The organism is Mesorhizobium sp. P2_E6, assembly GCF_056403835.1.
The window spans coordinates 1-15,450 of the sequence record NZ_JBFUEQ010000015.1; the positions used below are offsets into that span (position 1 = coordinate 1).

General features: G+C 62.7%; 18 protein-coding genes, 1 tRNA gene and 1 pseudogene. 5 read left to right on the forward strand and 15 right to left on the reverse strand.

The genetic code is table 11. The features are described 5' to 3' along the window. Window positions 1–316: 316 nt before the first annotated feature. A tRNA-Pro gene (locus tag AC1D08_RS29000) sits at window positions 317–393 on the reverse strand. 96 nt (window positions 394–489) lie between these two features. Further along, window positions 490–715, reverse strand: a pseudogene (locus AC1D08_RS29005) (YbaK/EbsC family protein); the annotation flags it as partial. Between the two features lie 202 nt (window positions 716–917). Here AC1D08_RS29005 and AC1D08_RS29010 point away from each other — a divergent pair. Further along, entirely contained in the window at window positions 918–1,295 is a 378-nt protein-coding gene (locus AC1D08_RS29010) for a hypothetical protein (protein WP_457153462.1), read from the forward strand. 130 nt (window positions 1,296–1,425) lie between these two features. After that, entirely contained in the window at window positions 1,426–2,253 is an 828-nt protein-coding gene (locus AC1D08_RS29015) for a 2-keto-4-pentenoate hydratase (protein ID WP_457153463.1), read from the forward strand. Window positions 2,254–2,288: 35 nt separating this feature from the next. Here AC1D08_RS29015 and AC1D08_RS29020 read toward each other — a convergent pair whose 3' ends face one another. Together AC1D08_RS29020 and AC1D08_RS29025 are read right to left on the reverse strand one after the other, a co-directional pair. Beyond that, window positions 2,289–2,747 carry a YbaK/EbsC family protein gene (locus tag AC1D08_RS29020; protein WP_457153464.1) on the reverse strand — a complete coding sequence of 153 codons (459 nt, stop codon included), beginning with the start codon at window positions 2,745–2,747 and terminating at the stop codon, window positions 2,289–2,291. Window positions 2,748–2,920: 173 nt separating this feature from the next. Then, window positions 2,921–3,205 (reverse strand): helix-turn-helix domain-containing protein, encoded by a 285-nt coding sequence (locus AC1D08_RS29025; protein WP_095081186.1) that lies wholly within the window; start codon window positions 3,203–3,205, stop codon window positions 2,921–2,923. 284 nt (window positions 3,206–3,489) lie between these two features. Between AC1D08_RS29025 and AC1D08_RS29030 the strand changes: the two genes are divergently transcribed. Both AC1D08_RS29030 and AC1D08_RS29035 read left to right on the forward strand, forming a co-directional pair. After that, window positions 3,490–4,104 (forward strand): hypothetical protein, encoded by a 615-nt coding sequence (locus AC1D08_RS29030; protein ID WP_457153465.1) that lies wholly within the window; start codon window positions 3,490–3,492, stop codon window positions 4,102–4,104. Between the two features lie 192 nt (window positions 4,105–4,296). Continuing rightward, window positions 4,297–4,503, forward strand: coding sequence for a hypothetical protein (locus AC1D08_RS29035; protein WP_457153466.1), 207 nt, complete (start codon window positions 4,297–4,299; stop codon window positions 4,501–4,503). Between the two features lie 74 nt (window positions 4,504–4,577). Here the strand turns inward: AC1D08_RS29035 and AC1D08_RS29040 are convergent, their stop codons facing one another. The 7 genes from AC1D08_RS29040 to AC1D08_RS29070 form a co-directional block, all read right to left on the reverse strand. Further along, window positions 4,578–4,880 carry a hypothetical protein gene (locus tag AC1D08_RS29040; protein WP_477307212.1) on the reverse strand — a complete coding sequence of 101 codons (303 nt, stop codon included), beginning with the start codon at window positions 4,878–4,880 and terminating at the stop codon, window positions 4,578–4,580. A gap of 91 nt (window positions 4,881–4,971) precedes the next feature. Beyond that, entirely contained in the window at window positions 4,972–5,511 is a 540-nt protein-coding gene (locus tag AC1D08_RS29045) for a MerR family transcriptional regulator (protein WP_477307211.1), read from the reverse strand. A 131-nt stretch (window positions 5,512–5,642) separates the two neighbouring features. Continuing rightward, complete coding sequence (locus tag AC1D08_RS29050) at window positions 5,643–5,966, reverse strand: integration host factor subunit alpha (RefSeq protein WP_095081181.1); 324 nt, start codon at window positions 5,964–5,966, stop codon at window positions 5,643–5,645. Between the two features lie 103 nt (window positions 5,967–6,069). Then, window positions 6,070–7,041, reverse strand: coding sequence for a beta-ketoacyl-ACP synthase III (locus AC1D08_RS29055; protein WP_457155136.1), 972 nt, complete (start codon window positions 7,039–7,041; stop codon window positions 6,070–6,072). A gap of 9 nt (window positions 7,042–7,050) precedes the next feature. Beyond that, window positions 7,051–8,121: a phosphate acyltransferase PlsX gene (gene plsX, locus AC1D08_RS29060; RefSeq protein ID WP_095081177.1), complete on the reverse strand. Its 1,071-nt coding sequence runs from the start codon at window positions 8,119–8,121 to the stop codon at window positions 7,051–7,053. A 113-nt stretch (window positions 8,122–8,234) separates the two neighbouring features. Next, window positions 8,235–8,783, reverse strand: a complete 549-nt coding sequence (locus tag AC1D08_RS29065) for a YceD family protein (RefSeq protein WP_457155273.1) — start codon at window positions 8,781–8,783, stop codon at window positions 8,235–8,237. A gap of 3 nt (window positions 8,784–8,786) precedes the next feature. Next, the gene (locus AC1D08_RS29070; protein ID WP_477307204.1) at window positions 8,787–9,329 is read right to left on the reverse strand and encodes a ubiquinol-cytochrome C chaperone family protein; all 543 of its coding nucleotides are present in this window, start codon (window positions 9,327–9,329) and stop codon (window positions 8,787–8,789) included. A gap of 114 nt (window positions 9,330–9,443) precedes the next feature. On the opposite strand from AC1D08_RS29070, the gene AC1D08_RS29075 reads away from it, so the two are divergent. After that, window positions 9,444–9,959, forward strand: a complete 516-nt coding sequence (locus AC1D08_RS29075) for an outer membrane protein assembly factor BamE (RefSeq protein ID WP_457152675.1) — start codon at window positions 9,444–9,446, stop codon at window positions 9,957–9,959. Window positions 9,960–10,172: 213 nt separating this feature from the next. Here the strand turns inward: AC1D08_RS29075 and AC1D08_RS29080 are convergent, their stop codons facing one another. The 4 genes from AC1D08_RS29080 to AC1D08_RS29095 form a co-directional block, all read right to left on the reverse strand. After that, window positions 10,173–12,314: a sodium-translocating pyrophosphatase gene (locus AC1D08_RS29080; protein WP_457152674.1), complete on the reverse strand. Its 2,142-nt coding sequence runs from the start codon at window positions 12,312–12,314 to the stop codon at window positions 10,173–10,175. A 239-nt stretch (window positions 12,315–12,553) separates the two neighbouring features. Next, window positions 12,554–13,303: an ABC transporter permease gene (locus AC1D08_RS29085; RefSeq protein ID WP_457152673.1), complete on the reverse strand. Its 750-nt coding sequence runs from the start codon at window positions 13,301–13,303 to the stop codon at window positions 12,554–12,556. After that, complete coding sequence (locus AC1D08_RS29090) at window positions 13,300–14,238, reverse strand: ABC transporter ATP-binding protein (RefSeq protein WP_457152672.1); 939 nt, start codon at window positions 14,236–14,238, stop codon at window positions 13,300–13,302. The genes AC1D08_RS29085 and AC1D08_RS29090 overlap by 4 nt, the downstream gene beginning before the upstream one ends. After that, window positions 14,235–15,398: an ABC transporter permease gene (locus tag AC1D08_RS29095; protein WP_477424691.1), complete on the reverse strand. Its 1,164-nt coding sequence runs from the start codon at window positions 15,396–15,398 to the stop codon at window positions 14,235–14,237. The genes AC1D08_RS29090 and AC1D08_RS29095 overlap by 4 nt, the downstream gene beginning before the upstream one ends. Window positions 15,399–15,450: the final 52 nt, after the last annotated feature.

Sequence of the window (15,450 nt, forward strand, 5' to 3'; positions counted from 1 at the left end):
CCGCCAATCGCGTGAAGCAGGGCGCCGATCGCCTCCAGCTCGGTCTCCACCTTGCTCTCTCGAATGAGTTTGCCACCCGTGTCCATTACGCAGACGCTGGTGGTGCGAACGGAAACATCAAGACCGACGAACAGTTCCATGGCAGACCTCCTGACCGGTTGAACTGTTGGAGCCTGCCCGGAAGACCGACCTCCCGCTACTCCCATGCAGGGAGGCCGCCGGAGCCCCAATCATCCGATCTTTTTGTTGCTGGCTACAATGTGGCTAGAAATTTTATAGCCACCTCTGGGGGAAATGACTAAGCCTTTGTTTTGTTTGGTCGGAGTGGCCGGATTCGAACCGACGACCCCTTGACCCCCAGTCAAGTGCGCTACCGGGCTGCGCTACACTCCGGACCGGTCGCGATGTATCGTGATAACCCCGCCCGGGTCAACCGAAATTCGGCAGCGATCGCGCCGATGCGATCGCGGGTGCCGGCGAGCCTCTTAGCTAGCCTTTGCAGACAGCGACCCAATCGGCGCCGGTAAGGCCAACAACGCGCTGCGGTGCAGAGCCGCACGGCGGCGTTGGTGGCGCCGGCGGCGGGCACGACCTCGTCGAATTCGCGCAGCGATACGTCGCAATAGACCGGCAGCGGCGCCGGCAGGCCGAACGGGCAGACGCAGCCGACCGGGTGGCTGGTTGCCTCGACAACCTCCGCGGCGTCGAGCATGCGCGGTCACCTTGCCGCTCTCGATATCCTCAATCTCGTCGGCAGCCAGACCGCATATCAGGGAACGATTTTCCACATTGTAGCCGTGGGTTTCCCGCATTGCTCTGAGGGTGCTGCAATCTGGCCCACCCCTCTCCGAGAGAGTTGCCCGCCATATTAATCATGACTAATATGATAGTCGGAAGGGCCGAAGGTGGAGAGGTTCTTGGCAAGCCAGTTGGCCGCGATGCTGGTGGCGTCGGCAGGAGAATGCTGGTCCGAGGAGGGCCTACCTTACAAGCCGATCTCCGAAGAAACTTTGAGACTTGTCAGCACCCAGATGTATTCCGACATTCTGAGGCGAGCTTGCTTGCAAGGTCGACGCTATCCGAGAAGCCAAATTGAGAGCGGCTTCAAAAGGCACTTCCAGGAAATGAGACTGATATTGGTGGAGGATGGGTACACCATCGTGCCCAATGTGACCGAGAACAACTCATCCTGGTCTCTATCGGAGATGGAATTTGATGCCAAACGGCGCCTTGGTCTCCCATCCCAATTCGGCTGTTTTGGTGCATACTGGCTCAACGAAAATCGGGGCTGGTGACATGCTCCTCGCGCCGGGATTTGCCGGCGCGTCGGGGCCGAACCAATCGCGAAGCTTCACCAAAGTCGCGTCGGGGACATCATTCGGGAGCATCCGTATCCAATTTCCCCGCCGCTGATACAATGAGATCATGACGCTGCGGAAGCGGGCCCAAATGCTTGATCGGATTGCCCAGGAGGCAATCGCACTTCTCGGTACGGGACGACAGGTCCCGACCTTTTCCAGCCGCTTTCCCCAATTCGGCCTTACAGATGGATACGACGTCGCCACGAGCGTTCGCGCGGTACGGGGCGCCAGAGGCGAGAAGGTCGTCGGCCGCAAGATCGGCTTCACCAACCGCTCCGTCTGGAGCGGCTATGGCATTTCGGGGCCAATCTGGAACTACATGTTCGACAGCACAGTCGGCGATCTGCCGGAGAAGGGCGGAATGTACTCGTTGGCGGGCCTGGCCGAGCCACGCATTGAACCGGAAATCATCTTGCATCTGGGGAGCGTTCCAGATGTCTCCATGAGCGAGGATGAACTTGTCGGCTGTGTCGACTGGATTGCGCTTGGTTTCGAGATTGTTCATTCGATCTTTCCAGGGTGGGTTTTCACAGCCGCCGACGCCGTGGCCGCCTATGGCGTACATGCCAAGCTGTTGATTGGTGATCGGCAGCTGATAACGGAAAATCCCGCGATCTGGGCCGATCAGCTGTCAAGTTTTACGATCACGATCGAGCGCGGGGACGGCTTGGTGCGGAGCGGCGGCGGCGCCAGCGTGCTGGGAAGCCCCTTCAAGGCACTTCGCTTTCTTCTGGCGGAAATCGCAGCCAATTCCTCGAGCGACCCGTTGCGAGCCGGCGAAATCATCACGACCGGCACGCTCACCGAGGCGATGCCGGCAGTGGCTGGCGAAACCTGGACTACAGACGTCCGCGGGATAGCCTTGAAGCCGGTGCAACTCCAATTCCGATAGCCAGACGCAGCGCGGTGCAAAGCATTGCTTGATCGCTATTGGCAGACATCGACCCATTCGCCGCCAATGAGATCGACCATGCGCTGCGGGCTGAGCCGCACGGCGGCGTTGGTGGCGCCGGCGGCGGGCACGACCTCGTCGAATTCGCGCAGTGACATGTCGCAGTAGACCGGCAGCGGCGCCGGCAGGCCGAAGGGACAGACACCGCCGACCGGGTGACCGGTTGCTTCGATAACCTCCGCGGCGTCGAGCATGCGCGGCTTGCCGCCGAACTGGTCCTTGCACTTGCGGTTATCCAGCCTGGCGATGCCGCTGGTCACCACCAGCATGGTGCGCTCGCCGACGCGCAGGCAGATCGTCTTGGCGATTTGCGCCGGCAGCACGCCGTGCGCCTCGGCCGCCAGTGCCACCGTTGCCGAGCTCGCTTCGGTCACGATGACTTCGATGTCGGGCGCGTGAGCGGCGAAGAAGGCGCGAACGGATTCCAGGCTCATATCGAAAACCCATAGTTCAGGAATGTTGGACAGCGGACTGAGCTGCCGCGCGTATAAACACGTGCCACATACAATTCGACAAGCCCCGGCTCCGGCAGGGCGGCCGCCGCACCACAAAAACAAACCCGCCAAGGCTATTCCTTGGCGGGTTGTCGGGCATGCCTGTCGTTGAACTATGCCAGGGATCGACCTTGCGCGGCCGGCGTGTGCACAGCCGAAGCGATCAAAGCGTCCTGGGGAAGTCGAAGCGCGGACACAATACGACGCAGCTTCGACGGATCGGTCACCTTACCGCTCTCGATATCCTCAATCTCGTCGGCAGCCAGACCGCATGTCAGGGAAAGCTTTTCCACACTGTAGCCGCGGGTCTCCCGCATCGCTCTGAGGGTGCTGTAATCCGGCCCGATCTCATTGGCTACCGATTCGGAGAGGGCTTCGCTTTTTGCAGTGTTGGGCATTGGCAACTCCGTAAGCTGAAAGAGTTTGATCAAATGACGAAGTTGCCTGAGACGACCGGGAACATGCCCGCTCGCCAGCGATTTGCCAAGTACCAATCTGACCGTCACGCTATCGTGAAGCAGGCGCCTTGCGCGGCCGGATCGCGCACACGTCGCGATCAAGTTGTTTTGACCGTGCAATCGCGCTTTGTCCGGCAGTTTCGACGCGCCCGTTCGTTATTCCCTGAGTCGCTGGCCTGAAAACCATCCGGTTCCAGCCAGCCGTTCCCGGAAGGATTTCTATAATGAACTTGAAGACAATCATCGTCGTGCTCGGCACGATTTCCAGCCTTTCCGCTGCCGGTGTCGGCGGTGCCCAAGCGGCGGACACGCTGCGCGTGCGCGGCACTGTGGCCAGTTTCGAGCCATCGCTGCTCACCGTGAAAACCCGCCAGGGTGATACCTCCGCCATCAAGCTCAATGCCGGCTGGAAGATATCAGGCATCGCCAGCGCATCCGTGAAGGACATCAAGCAAGGCGATTTCCTCGGCATCGCCTCCGTATCGAAAGCCGATGGCGGCAGCGGCGCGCTGGAAGTTGTGGTCTTTCCGGCAGCCTTGAAAGGCACTGGCGAGGGCGACCGCCCCTGGGACCTGCAGCCCAACAGCCGCATGACCAACGGCACCGTGGCCGACGTCACCGACATAAACGGCCGAGCCGTCACGCTGACCTATGACAATGGGCAGACGAAGGAGATTTCGATACCCGACACCACACCTGTCGTGACCTTCGCGCCGGCCACGCCGACCGACCTCAAGCCAGGTGCGACGGTCGTCGTCACGGCTGAGCGAGCGGCTGACGGCACGCTGAGTTCCGGCCGCGTGGTGGTTGGAAACAATGGCGTGGCCCCGCCAATGTAGGCAAAACAGGCGGGAAAGCATGGCCTTTCGGCCTTGGCGATGATGATGGTGGAAGCCCGATTTGCTTAGAAACAGTCGAGAAACAAAATTCTACAGCCGGGAAATAACGAGGAAAAAATTCAGGAGCGTAATCCCATTCGCGGCGATCGGGGTCATCGACTCGATCGACTTGCTAAAAAAGGAAAACGACCCATGAAGACGTCCCTCCTCTCGGCCCTCGGGCTTGCGGTTGCACTTGCTTTCACGGTGCCGGTGATCGGCGCGACGAGTGCGGATGCCGCTCCGGCCACGATGGCACAGCATCATCACCACCATCATCATCCCTACCATCCTGTCCATCACCGCCATCACTACCATCACCACTACCATCATCATCACCACGACATGAAGAAGGCCTAGGCATACCAGACTGCCAACGAGAAGACCGGCCTTGGCTGTTCAAGGCTGGTCTTCTCGTGGCAATGCGATACGATTCAGCGCCGGCTGAACAGCAGACTGGCAACGAGACCGACCATGACAAGGCCGACCGCGACGGCCGCGGCCGGATGGTCGCGCGCCGATTTCTCGACGACCCTGCCTTGCTTGCGTATGGCCGGCATCGCATCCCGCAGACGCCCTGCAAGATCGGCATAGGTGTCGAGCGCGGCATCGCGACCGTCTTCGTAATAGGCGCCGCCGCGTCTGGACACCGCCTTCTTCAGGCTGGCCAATTCCCTGGTGAGAGCCGCGACCTGCTTGTCGAGGTCGATGTCCGAGAGGGTCGAATATGATGCCATGACGTTTTTCCTTCAATTGCAGAAGGAAACGTAACGCCTCACGCCAAGGCGGGTTCCGGTTTTCGACCGGCCGACATTGCTCAGTTGGCGGTCAGCGCACCTGATCGAGCAGTCGCTTGCATTCCAGGAGGTCGAACAGCGCTTCCTGCAGCAGGGCGCGATTGTCGCGCGAGAGTTTCGACGCGTCCGGCTGAACCGGACCGTCCTCGTCGCTCTTGCCCAGGCCGAAAAAGCGGCGGCTGGGTTTGACGCGCGGCTGGCCAACCAGTTCGTCATCCATGCCGCGCGGCTGGGCCGCAGGCGTCAACAGCACTTGATCGGCCTGCCGGCGCTGCGAGATCGCCTCGACGGCGGCCATGTCGCCATTGCCGATGGCGACCAGGAAATGATTGCCGTTCTCGCGCAGCAGCTTCTGCACGCCCTTGATGGTGTAGCCTTGGTCGTAGAGCATATGGCGGATGCCCTTGATCAGTTCGACATCCTGCGGCCGGTAGTAACGGCGGCCGCCACCGCGCTTCATCGGCTTGATCTGATTGAAACGCGTTTCCCAGAAGCGCAGCACGTGCTGCGGCAGGTCGAGATCTTCGGCGACCTCGCTGATGGTACGAAAGGCGTCGGGGCTCTTGTCCATGGGCGAATCCTCACGCTGGACGATGATCCGGCCTACCTGCCGAATCGGGCCTCATTTCAGCGGTTTGTGAAACAATATTCAAGCCCGGCGTCATGGCGCGGCGCCGTTTTCAACCGCTGAGCCGAGCGAGGCTACTTACTGCCCTTGGCCTTGCCGCTTTGATGGGACCGCAAGATGCGGCTCTTCAGTACGTTCGACGACTTGAAGGTCATCACCCGGCGCGGCAGGATCGGCACCTCTTCGCCAGTCTTGGGATTGCGGCCGATGCGCTCGTTCTTGGAACGGACGTGGAATGTCGCGAAGGACGACAGCTTCACCGTCTCGCCACGCACGATCGCTTCGCAGATCTCGTCCAGCACCGCTTCGACAAGTTCGGCCGATTCAGTGCGCGATAAGCCGACCTTCCGGTAAACAGCCTCGGCAAGGTCGGCGCGCGTAAGTGTCTTTCCCCCCATGCGACCGTCCCATCAGCTCAAAACATTAAATTCGGCACAACAACGGCAGAGCCTAAGTAATTGATCCGGCAAGGTCAAGGACCGAAACCGGACCGTTCGGCACTTACCAGCGAACCAGAACAGCACCCCAGGTGAAGCCGCCCCCCATGGCCTCCAGAAGCACGAGATCGCCCTTCTTGATGCGGCCGTCGGCGACGGCCACCGACAGCGCCAGCGGCACGGAAGCAGCCGACGTGTTACCGTGCAAATCGACCGTCACCACCACCTTTTGCTCGGCTATCCCGAGCTTCTTGGCGGAAGCGTCAATAATTCGTTTATTGGCCTGATGCGGCACGAACCAGTCGAGATCATCGGCCGAAATGCCGGCTTGCGAGAACGTCGCCTCGATGACGTCGGTGATCATCCCGACCGCATGCTTGAAGACTTCGCGACCCTCCATCCTGAGATGGCCGACCGTGCCCGTGGTCGATGGCCCGCCGTCGACAAAGAGCTTTTCCTTGTGGGTGCCGTCGGAACGCAGGCTGGCCGCCAGAACGCCACGATCGGCGATCCCGCCAGCCCCCTCGCCGGCCTCCAGGATCACGGCACCGGCGCCGTCACCGAACAGCACGCAGGTCGAGCGGTCGCTCCAGTCGAGGATGCGCGAGAACGTTTCCGAGCCGATCACCAGCACGCGCCTGGCCAGGCCGCCACGGATGTAGAGATCGGCCGTGGTCACCGCATAGACGAAGCCGGAGCAGACCGCCTGCATGTCGAAAGCAAAACCGTGATGCATGCCGAGCCGGTTCTGGATCTCGACGGCGGTGGCCGGAAAAGTGTTGTTGGGCGTCGAGGTCGCCAGCACGATCACGTCGATGTCGGCTGGCGTCAGCCCGGCATCGGCAAGTGCGGCACGCGCCGCCGCTTCACCCAGCGAAGCCGTTGTCTCGTCATCACCGGCGATATGGCGCTGGCGGATGCCGGTGCGCTGGGCGATCCATTCGTCGGAGGTTTCCACCATGCCTTCGAAATCGGCATTCTTCATAATTCGGCGGGGCAGCGCGGCGCCCGTGCCGCGCACGACTGATCTGATCAAAGTTCTTTCCTATTCCTTTGCGTCGATAACGACGTCGGATTTCCTAGATGTCTGAGTATGCGGATTGCGCGCATGAAACAGGTCCAGATCCGCCTCGATGCGGTCGAGCAGATTGTTGCGAACCATATCGTAGGCCAATTCGATCGCCGCGGCGAAACCATCCGAATCAGCTCCGCCGTGGCTCTTCACAACGATCCCGTTCAGCCCCAGGAAAACGCCACCATTCGAGCGCCCGACATCCATCTTTTCACGCAAGCGGTTGAAAGCGCCCTTGGCGAAGACGTAGCCGATCCTGGCCATCAGGGTGCGGCTCATCGCGGCGCGCAGATAGCCCGCTATCTGCCGCGCCGTTCCTTCGGCCGTCTTCAGGGCGATATTGCCGGCGAAGCCCTCCGTCACCACAACGTCGACCGTACCCTTGCCGATATCGTCGCCTTCAACAAAGCCATGATAATTCATCGAGGCCATGTTGGCCTCGCGCAGCATGCGCCCCGCTTCCTTGACCTCTTCCTGGCCCTTGATCTCCTCGACCCCGACATTGAGCAGGCCAACCGTCGGTCGCGTGATGCCGAAGACAGAGCGCGCCATACCGGTGCCGAGAATGGCGAAATCAATAAGCTGATGGGCGTCGGCACCGATGGTGGCGCCGACGTCGAGCACCACGCTTTCGCCACGTGTCGTCGGCCAGAGCGCTGCAATCGCCGGCCGTTCGATGGTGGCCATGGTGCGCAGGCAGAATTTCGACATCGCCATCAGCGCACCGGTATTGCCGGCAGAGACACAGGCGTCCGCCGACGCTGCCTTGACCGCCTCGACAGCCTTCCACATCGACGACTTCCAGCGGCCGTGACGCAGCGCCTGGCTAGGCTTGTCGTCCATCCTGACGGCGATCTCGCAGTGGAAGAATTCACTGATTTCGGCCAGCTTCGGGAATTTGGCCAGTTCAGGGCGCACCACCTCTTCACGTCCGAAGATGACGAAGCGGATGTCGGGACGGCGGGTCGCGACCGTCATGAGCGCCGGAATGACCACGGCTGGTCCGTGATCGCCGCCCATGGCATCGATGGAAATCCTGATCACGCGGTATTCATCTCACGGTTAGGCGGCAGGTCGCTTTAGTGGTCGCGAAGGTTCGGCGAAAATAGCGGTTTTGGGCTGCCGCACAACCGACTTTTCCGTCGCGGGCGTGGTTTTCAGGATTTTCCCAGCAAGGATCGCAGTTTTTGCTGAAATTCATTCTCCGCCGGTTCGCTCCCGCCGCCGGCATCCAGAGACGCGCCCTGCTTGCGCGGATATGGGTCGATCGCCAGCCCGAAGAACTGTTCGGCGAGCGCCCCGACATCGATCGTGTCGCCGGAAAATGTTTCGGGAGCGTCCGGTCCGTCCGCGTCGAGCAGGATCTCGCCGCCGTCATCGAAACCCTGCCGTCCGAGCTTGGAGTCCTCGGGCAGCAACAGCGCTTCGACCGGCTCGTCGATATGCGCTTCGACAGGCTCGAGCGTGACGATGCAGGCCTGGGTGATGTCGGCTTCGACGCGACCGCTGACCTTCACGCCATTGCGCTTCCATGACGTCACCAGAAGCTCGGCGCGATAGGCTTCGACCGAAAGCAGCCCGTGCTCCTCGGCCAGCGCCGCGCGCTGCGCGGCGTCAGCCTCGATCACCACCGGCAACCCCTTCTGCGGCAGACGGGCGATGTTCGCGCGGAACGATACCGGGCTTTGCGGGTCAATGTGTTTCATCGATCAACCTCCGTTGGCGACGGGAAACGCCACCGTGCCGGAGACTATCGATTCGGATGGCTGGGTGGCCAGCTGATCGCGGGCGTCGGTGACATAGTTGGCCAGCAGCGACGCTTCCGGCCAGGCGCCGGTGTCGGGCCGGACATTGCGGGCAAGGGCCGCGGTGAGCCCGTCATGGTCGTTTCTTTCCAGGGCATCGTCATAGGCGGCGGTTCGGCCATAGAACATCTTTGCCAGCTTTTTCATGCGTTTGGGCACGCCGACATCGCCAATGCCCAATTCCCGCAGCGAATGATCGACATCGAGGAAGAACTCGTCGATCAGCACCTGCGCAACCTCTTGCGCCACGCCGTCCTCGCGGCGCAACCGGTGCTGGAACAGGAACATGTGCAGCGACACCATCTCGAAGCGGCCAAGCGGCGTATCGGGCACATTCCAATGGGAATAAAACACAGTCTGCCGCGCCGCCGCCACGATTTGTGCGTAGAGCGCCTCGGTGATAGCGCGGTTGGCATGGCGTTCGCGGCCAAAAATGCGCTGGAACATTGGGGATGGTCTCCCGGGGACCGTTTGTTGAAGTGGCCTTGTTGCATCGGCCTGCAAGCTGGTTTACCGGTTTTGCGGCCCAGCGCAAGTTGCGGCCAGCTAATGGAGTTGTTGTTGCGCGCGCTGAATTTCAAGTCGACCTTCTCGTCCCGGCCCGCCGGTGCGATCTCGCTACTGGTGATTGTTTCGGCGCTGTCCGCCTGCCACACCTCCAAGATGATCGGTGACCTCAGCCCGAGCGAAACCCTCACCCAGGGTTATGTGATCGATCAGCAGGCGATCGACCTGGTTCCGGTCGGATCGAGCCGCGAGCAGGTGCTTCTGGCGCTCGGCACGCCGTCGACGACGGCGACCTTCGACAACGAGGCCTTCTATTACATTTCGCAGACGCGCAAGCGCTACGTCGCCTTCGACAAGCCGCACCTCATTGACCAGCATGTGCTGGCGGTCTATTTCGGCCCCGACAGTCGCGTCACCCAGATCGCCAATTACGGCTTGAAGGACGGCAAGGTGTTCGACTTCATCTCACGCACCACGCCGACCGGCGGCAAGGACCAGAACTTCCTCAGCCAGATCATCAACGGCGCCAGCAAGCTGGCCCCCGGCATCCCGGGCGGCGGCACTCCCTGATCTCAGACCTGCCTTCCCTCGAGGAGAGCAGCACCATCTCAGGCGACCAAAAACCCGCGGGAGCGATCCTGCGGGTTTTTGTTATGGAAGATCAGTCGGCAAGGCTCGCAGCGAGGCCTCGCCAAAGGGACGAACTGAAGGGCGGCCGGTCATCGACGCAACAAAAAACCCGCGGGGATCGCTCCCCGCGGGTTTTGTCTTGGGGCCAATGGCTCAGCCGTGCGCGAGCACGGCCAGCAGCAGCAACGCGACGATGTTGGTGATCTTGATTGCCGGGTTGACGGCCGGACCGGCGGTGTCCTTGTAGGGATCGCCGACCGTGTCGCCGGTCACCGAAGCCTTGTGCGCTTCGGAACCCTTGAGGTGCTTGACGCCGTCCTTGTCGACAAAGCCGTCTTCGAACGACTTCTTGGCGTTGTCCCAGGCGCCACCGCCGGAGGTCATCGAGATGGCGACGAAGAGGCCGTTGACGATGACGCCGAGCAGCGAGGCGCCGAGGGCGGCAAAGGCGGACGCCTTCGAGCCCGAGATCAGCAGCACGCCGAAATAGACGACGAGCGGCGCCAGCACCGGCAGCAGCGACGGGATGATCATCTCGCGGATCGCCGCCTTGGTCAGCAGATCGACAGCGCGAGCGTAGTTCGGCTTCGACGTACCGGCCATGATGCCCGGATCCTCGCGGAACTGCTTGCGCACCTCCTCGACAATGGCGCCGGCCGCACGGCCGACGGCCGTCATGGCGATGCCGCCGAACAGATACGGGATCAGGCCGCCGAAGATCAGGCCGGCAACGACGTAGGGGTTGGAGAGATCGAAGGAGATCTCGCCCATGCCCTGGAAGTACGGATACTTGTCGCCATTGGCGGCAAAGAACTTCAGGTCGTTCGAGTAGGCGGCAAACAGCACCAGCGCGCCGAGACCCGCCGAACCGATGGCGTAGCCCTTGGTCACCGCCTTGGTGGTGTTGCCGACCGCGTCGAGAGCGTCGGTGGAGTGGCGCACTTCCTTGGGCAGACCGGCCATTTCAGCAATGCCGCCGGCATTGTCAGTGACCGGGCCGAAGGCGTCGAGCGCAACGATCATGCCGGCGAGGCCGAGCATCGTCGTGACCGCGATTGCCGTGCCGTAGAGGCCGGCGAGCTGATAGGTCGAGATGATGCCGGCGACGATGACGATCGCCGGCAGCGCCGTCGATTCCAGCGAGACTGCAAGGCCCTGGATGACGTTGGTGCCGTGACCGGTCACCGACGCCTGGGCGATGGAGTTGACCGGGCGCTTGTTGGTGCCGGTGTAGTATTCGGTGATCACCACGATCAGACCGGTCACCACGAGGCCGACCAGGCCGCAGATGAACAGGTTCTTGCCGGTGATGGCCATACCGGCAACCACGCCGATCTCGCCCCAGCCCAGGGTAACCGAGGTGGCGACGCCGAGGCCGACGATGGACAACAGGCCGGTGACGATCAGGCCCTTGTAGAGCGCGCCCATGATCGAGCCGTTGGAACCGAGCTTGACGAAGAAGGTGCCGACGATCGAGGTCAGGATGCAGGCGCCGCAGATGGCGAGCGGATAGAGCATCGCTGCCCCCAGGATGGCGGTGCCGCCGAAGAAGATCGCGCCGAGGACCATGGTGGCGACGACGGTCACCGCGTAGGTCTCGAACAGGTCGGCGGCCATACCGGCGCAGTCGCCGACATTGTCGCCGACATTGTCGGCGATGGTGGCCGGGTTGCGCGGATCGTCTTCGGGAATACCGGCTTCGACCTTGCCGACCAGATCGCCGCCGACATCGGCGCCCTTGGTGAAGATGCCGCCGCCGAGACGGGCAAAGATCGAGATCAGCGAAGCGCCGAAGCCCAGCGAAACCAGCGAGTCGATGACGATACGGTCATTGGGCTCAAGGCCCATGAAATGGGTGAGGATGAGGTAGTAGATCGACACGCCGAGCAGGGCCAGGCCAGCGACCAGCATGCCGGTGATGGCGCCCGACTTGAAAGCGATGTCGAGACCGGCGGCGAGGCTGTTGGAGGCCGCCTGCGCGGTACGCACATTGGCTCGCACCGAAACGTGCATGCCGATGAAGCCGGCGGCGCCCGACAGGACGGCGCCGATCAGGAAGCCAACCGCGGCGGTGATGGAAAGCAGCCACCAGGCGAGTATGAGCACGACGACGCCGACGAGGGCGATCGTGGTGTACTGGCGCGCCAGATAGGCCTGCGCGCCCTCGCGGATGGCCGCGGAGATTTCCTGCATGCGTGCATTGCCCTGATCGGCCGCGAGGACCGAACGTGTCGCCCAGATGGCGTAGAGGACAGAAAGCAGACCGCAGGCGATGACGGCGGAAATAATTGTCATTGCCGGATTTTCCTCGATTGATGGCCCAAAAGAACCCCTCCCTGGGCCGTTGAGACAAAGACCGGACCCGTGCACGGAATCCGCCTCTTCGCAGCGGTGTATGCGAAACAGGGCTGCGAACGTCAAGATATTGTTCGGTTTTTGCCCGGCTTTCGCCCAAAAGGCATAGGGCCACGAGACCGCAGCCATCGGCATTGTCCTATTAGATCGATTGAAATCGATCTCGACGCGGCACTTGGCTACTCGACTTCGCGGCCCATCCGGCGCGCCGTGTAGCGTTCGACCGCCGAAAGACCGTCATAGATCAGCACGGCAAGGGCTGCCACGATCAGGCCGCCCTGCAGGATGAAGGCGAGGTTGTTGGACAACAGCCCGGCGATGATCACCTCCCCAAGCGTCTTGGCGGCAACGGTTGAGCCGATGGTTGCGGTGGCAAGCCCGATCACCACTGACAGCCTGATGCCGCCAAGGATGATCGGGGCGCTGAGCGGCAGTTCGACCTTGGTGAGCCTTTGCCAACCGGTCATGCCGGCGCCGCGCGCCGCCTCCATGACATTGGCCGGCAATGTCGTCAGGCCGGTCAGCGCATTCTCGAAGATCGGCAGCAGGCCGTAGAGAAACAGCGCGATCAGCGTCGGTTTTTCGCCGAAGCCGACCGCCGGCACGGCAAGCGCCAGCACCGCCACCGGCGGAAAGGTCTGGCCGATGTTGACCAGGCTGCGCGACAGCGGCAGGAACTCGACGCCGGCGGGCCTCGTGACCAGGATGGCCAGTGCGACCGCGACCACGGTCGCAGCCACCGTGGCGATCAGAACGATGCGTAGATGCAGCAAGGTCAGCGTCAGCAGGCTGCCCTGATTGTAGATCACCGGCGCATTGTTCTCAGTCAGCGGCTTCAGCAGCGGCTCGAACCAGCCGGGATTGGTGACGAAGGCAACCAGCAGCACCACCAAAGCCAGCCTGAGCAGCGAGGGAAGCCAGGCCTTCATGCCGGCCTCGCGGCGCGCTTGACCAGGCCGTCGACGGTGACGCGGCCAAGCGGCTTGCCGTCGGCGCCTTTGACCGGCAGCGCCGGCCGGCCCGACCACAACAATTCGGCCAGCGCATCGCGCTGGCTGGCGTCGCCCGGGATCGCCTCGCCTTCGGCGGAGCCCCTCTCCACGGCGTCGCGCACGCGGCCGAGCGAAAGCAACCGAAACGGCCTTTCGCTGGCGCCGACCAGGGTCTCGACGAAGGCACTGGCCGGATTTGCCAGGATCTCCGCGGGTTTGGCGTACTGCACAAGCTTGCCGGCATCCATGACGGCGATCTTGTCGCCCATGTGGACGGCCTCTTCCATATCGTGGGTGACGAAGATGATTGTGGTGCCGAAGCGTTTCTGGATCGCCAGCAGATCTTCCTGTGCCTTGGTGCGGATGATCGGGTCGAGCGCGCCGAACGGTTCGTCCATCAACAGCACGTTGGGCTCGGCGGCGAGCGCGCGGGCAACGCCGACGCGCTGCTGCTGGCCGCCGGACAGTTCGTGCGGGTAGCGCGGCCCGAACGCGTCGGGATCGAGCTGGTAGAGCGTCATCAACTCGTCGACGCGGGCCTTGATGCGGGCCTTGTCCCAGCCGAGCAGCACCGGCACTGTGGCGATATTCTGCGCCACCGTGCGATGCGGAAACAGGCCGTGGCCCTGGATGGCGTAGCCGATGCTGCGGCGCAGTTCGTAACCAGGCAGCGAGCGATTGTCCGCGCCATCGAGCTTGATGACGCCAGCCGTCGGCTCGACCAGCCGGTTGATCATGCGCAGCAGCGTCGTCTTGCCGGAACCCGACGTGCCGACAATGACGCAAACCGTGCGCGGCTCGATGACCATCGAGACGTCATCGACGACCGTTGTCGCGTCGTAGCGCTTGGTAATGCCTTCGATCTCGATCATGCCATTTCAACCCTGCGCTTGGTGGCGGTCATTTCGATCACTGCGTCGAGGATGATGGCGGCGGCGAAGGCGAGCGCGACCGTCGGCACGGCGCCGAGCAGCACCAGATCCATCGCCGTCTGGCCAACCCCCTGGAAAACGAACACGCCGAAACCACCGCCACCGATGAGCGCGGCAATGGTGGCGAGGCCGATGTTCTGCACCAGAACGATGCGGATGCCGGTGAGGATCACCGGAAATGCCAGCGGAAACTCGACGCCGAACAAGCGCTGCCGGTCGGTCATGCCCATGCCGCGCGCCGCGTCGTTGGCGGCGCGCGSCACGCCGGCGAGACCGACCACGGTGTTGGCCACAACCGGCAGCAGCGAATAGAGGAACAGGGCGACGAAAGCCGGTGCCGTGCCGATGCCGCGAATGCCGAGCGCGGCGGCTCCCGGCACGTGCGTGGCGACCCAGCCGAGCGGCGCGATCAGAAGGCCGAACAGCGCGATCGAGGGAATGGTCTGGATGATGTTGAGCACGTTGAGCACGCCGGCGCGCAGCCTTTCGACGCGATGGCAGAGGATGCCGAGCGGCAGGCCGACGATCACAGCCGCGGCCAGCGAGCCGAGCGCCAGCGTCACATGCTTGGAGCCCTCGGCCCAAAAACTGTCGGCGCGGTTGGCGTATTCCTTGAGGATCGACAGATTATCCCAGCTTCCCGAAATCAACAGCAGGCCGATCGCCAAAGCCGCCACAACAAGCACGCCGACCCGTGCCAATGGCGACAGGTTCAGCCGTGTCAGCACATCGGCCAGCAGAAGCGTGAAGGCGAACATCAGTATCCAGAAACCGGAAGCTGGCGACACTCTCGCAAGGGTGTTGCCGGCCGGCGTCAGAAATGTTCCGGCGACGCCAATCAGCAGCGCCAGCGCTGTAAGCACCACCACGCTGGCGACGAGGCGCAGGACAAGCGGTGTCCTGAACAGCGCGACAAGTGCGGCGGCAACAATGATGGCGAGCAGCAGCGTCCCGGTCGCCGTCGGCAGCGCCTCGAGAATCGAGCGCGCCTGGCCGGGAACGATGCGGTTGGCGCGGAACGTGGCAAAGGGCGCAGCGAAAGCCGCGTAAGCTACTATCGCGGCGATGACCACGCCGAGCTTGTCGAACCGGATCTGCACGCCCTCCCCCGTCAGTCGATCCGGCGCGCAACGGATGCGGCGCGCCGGAATC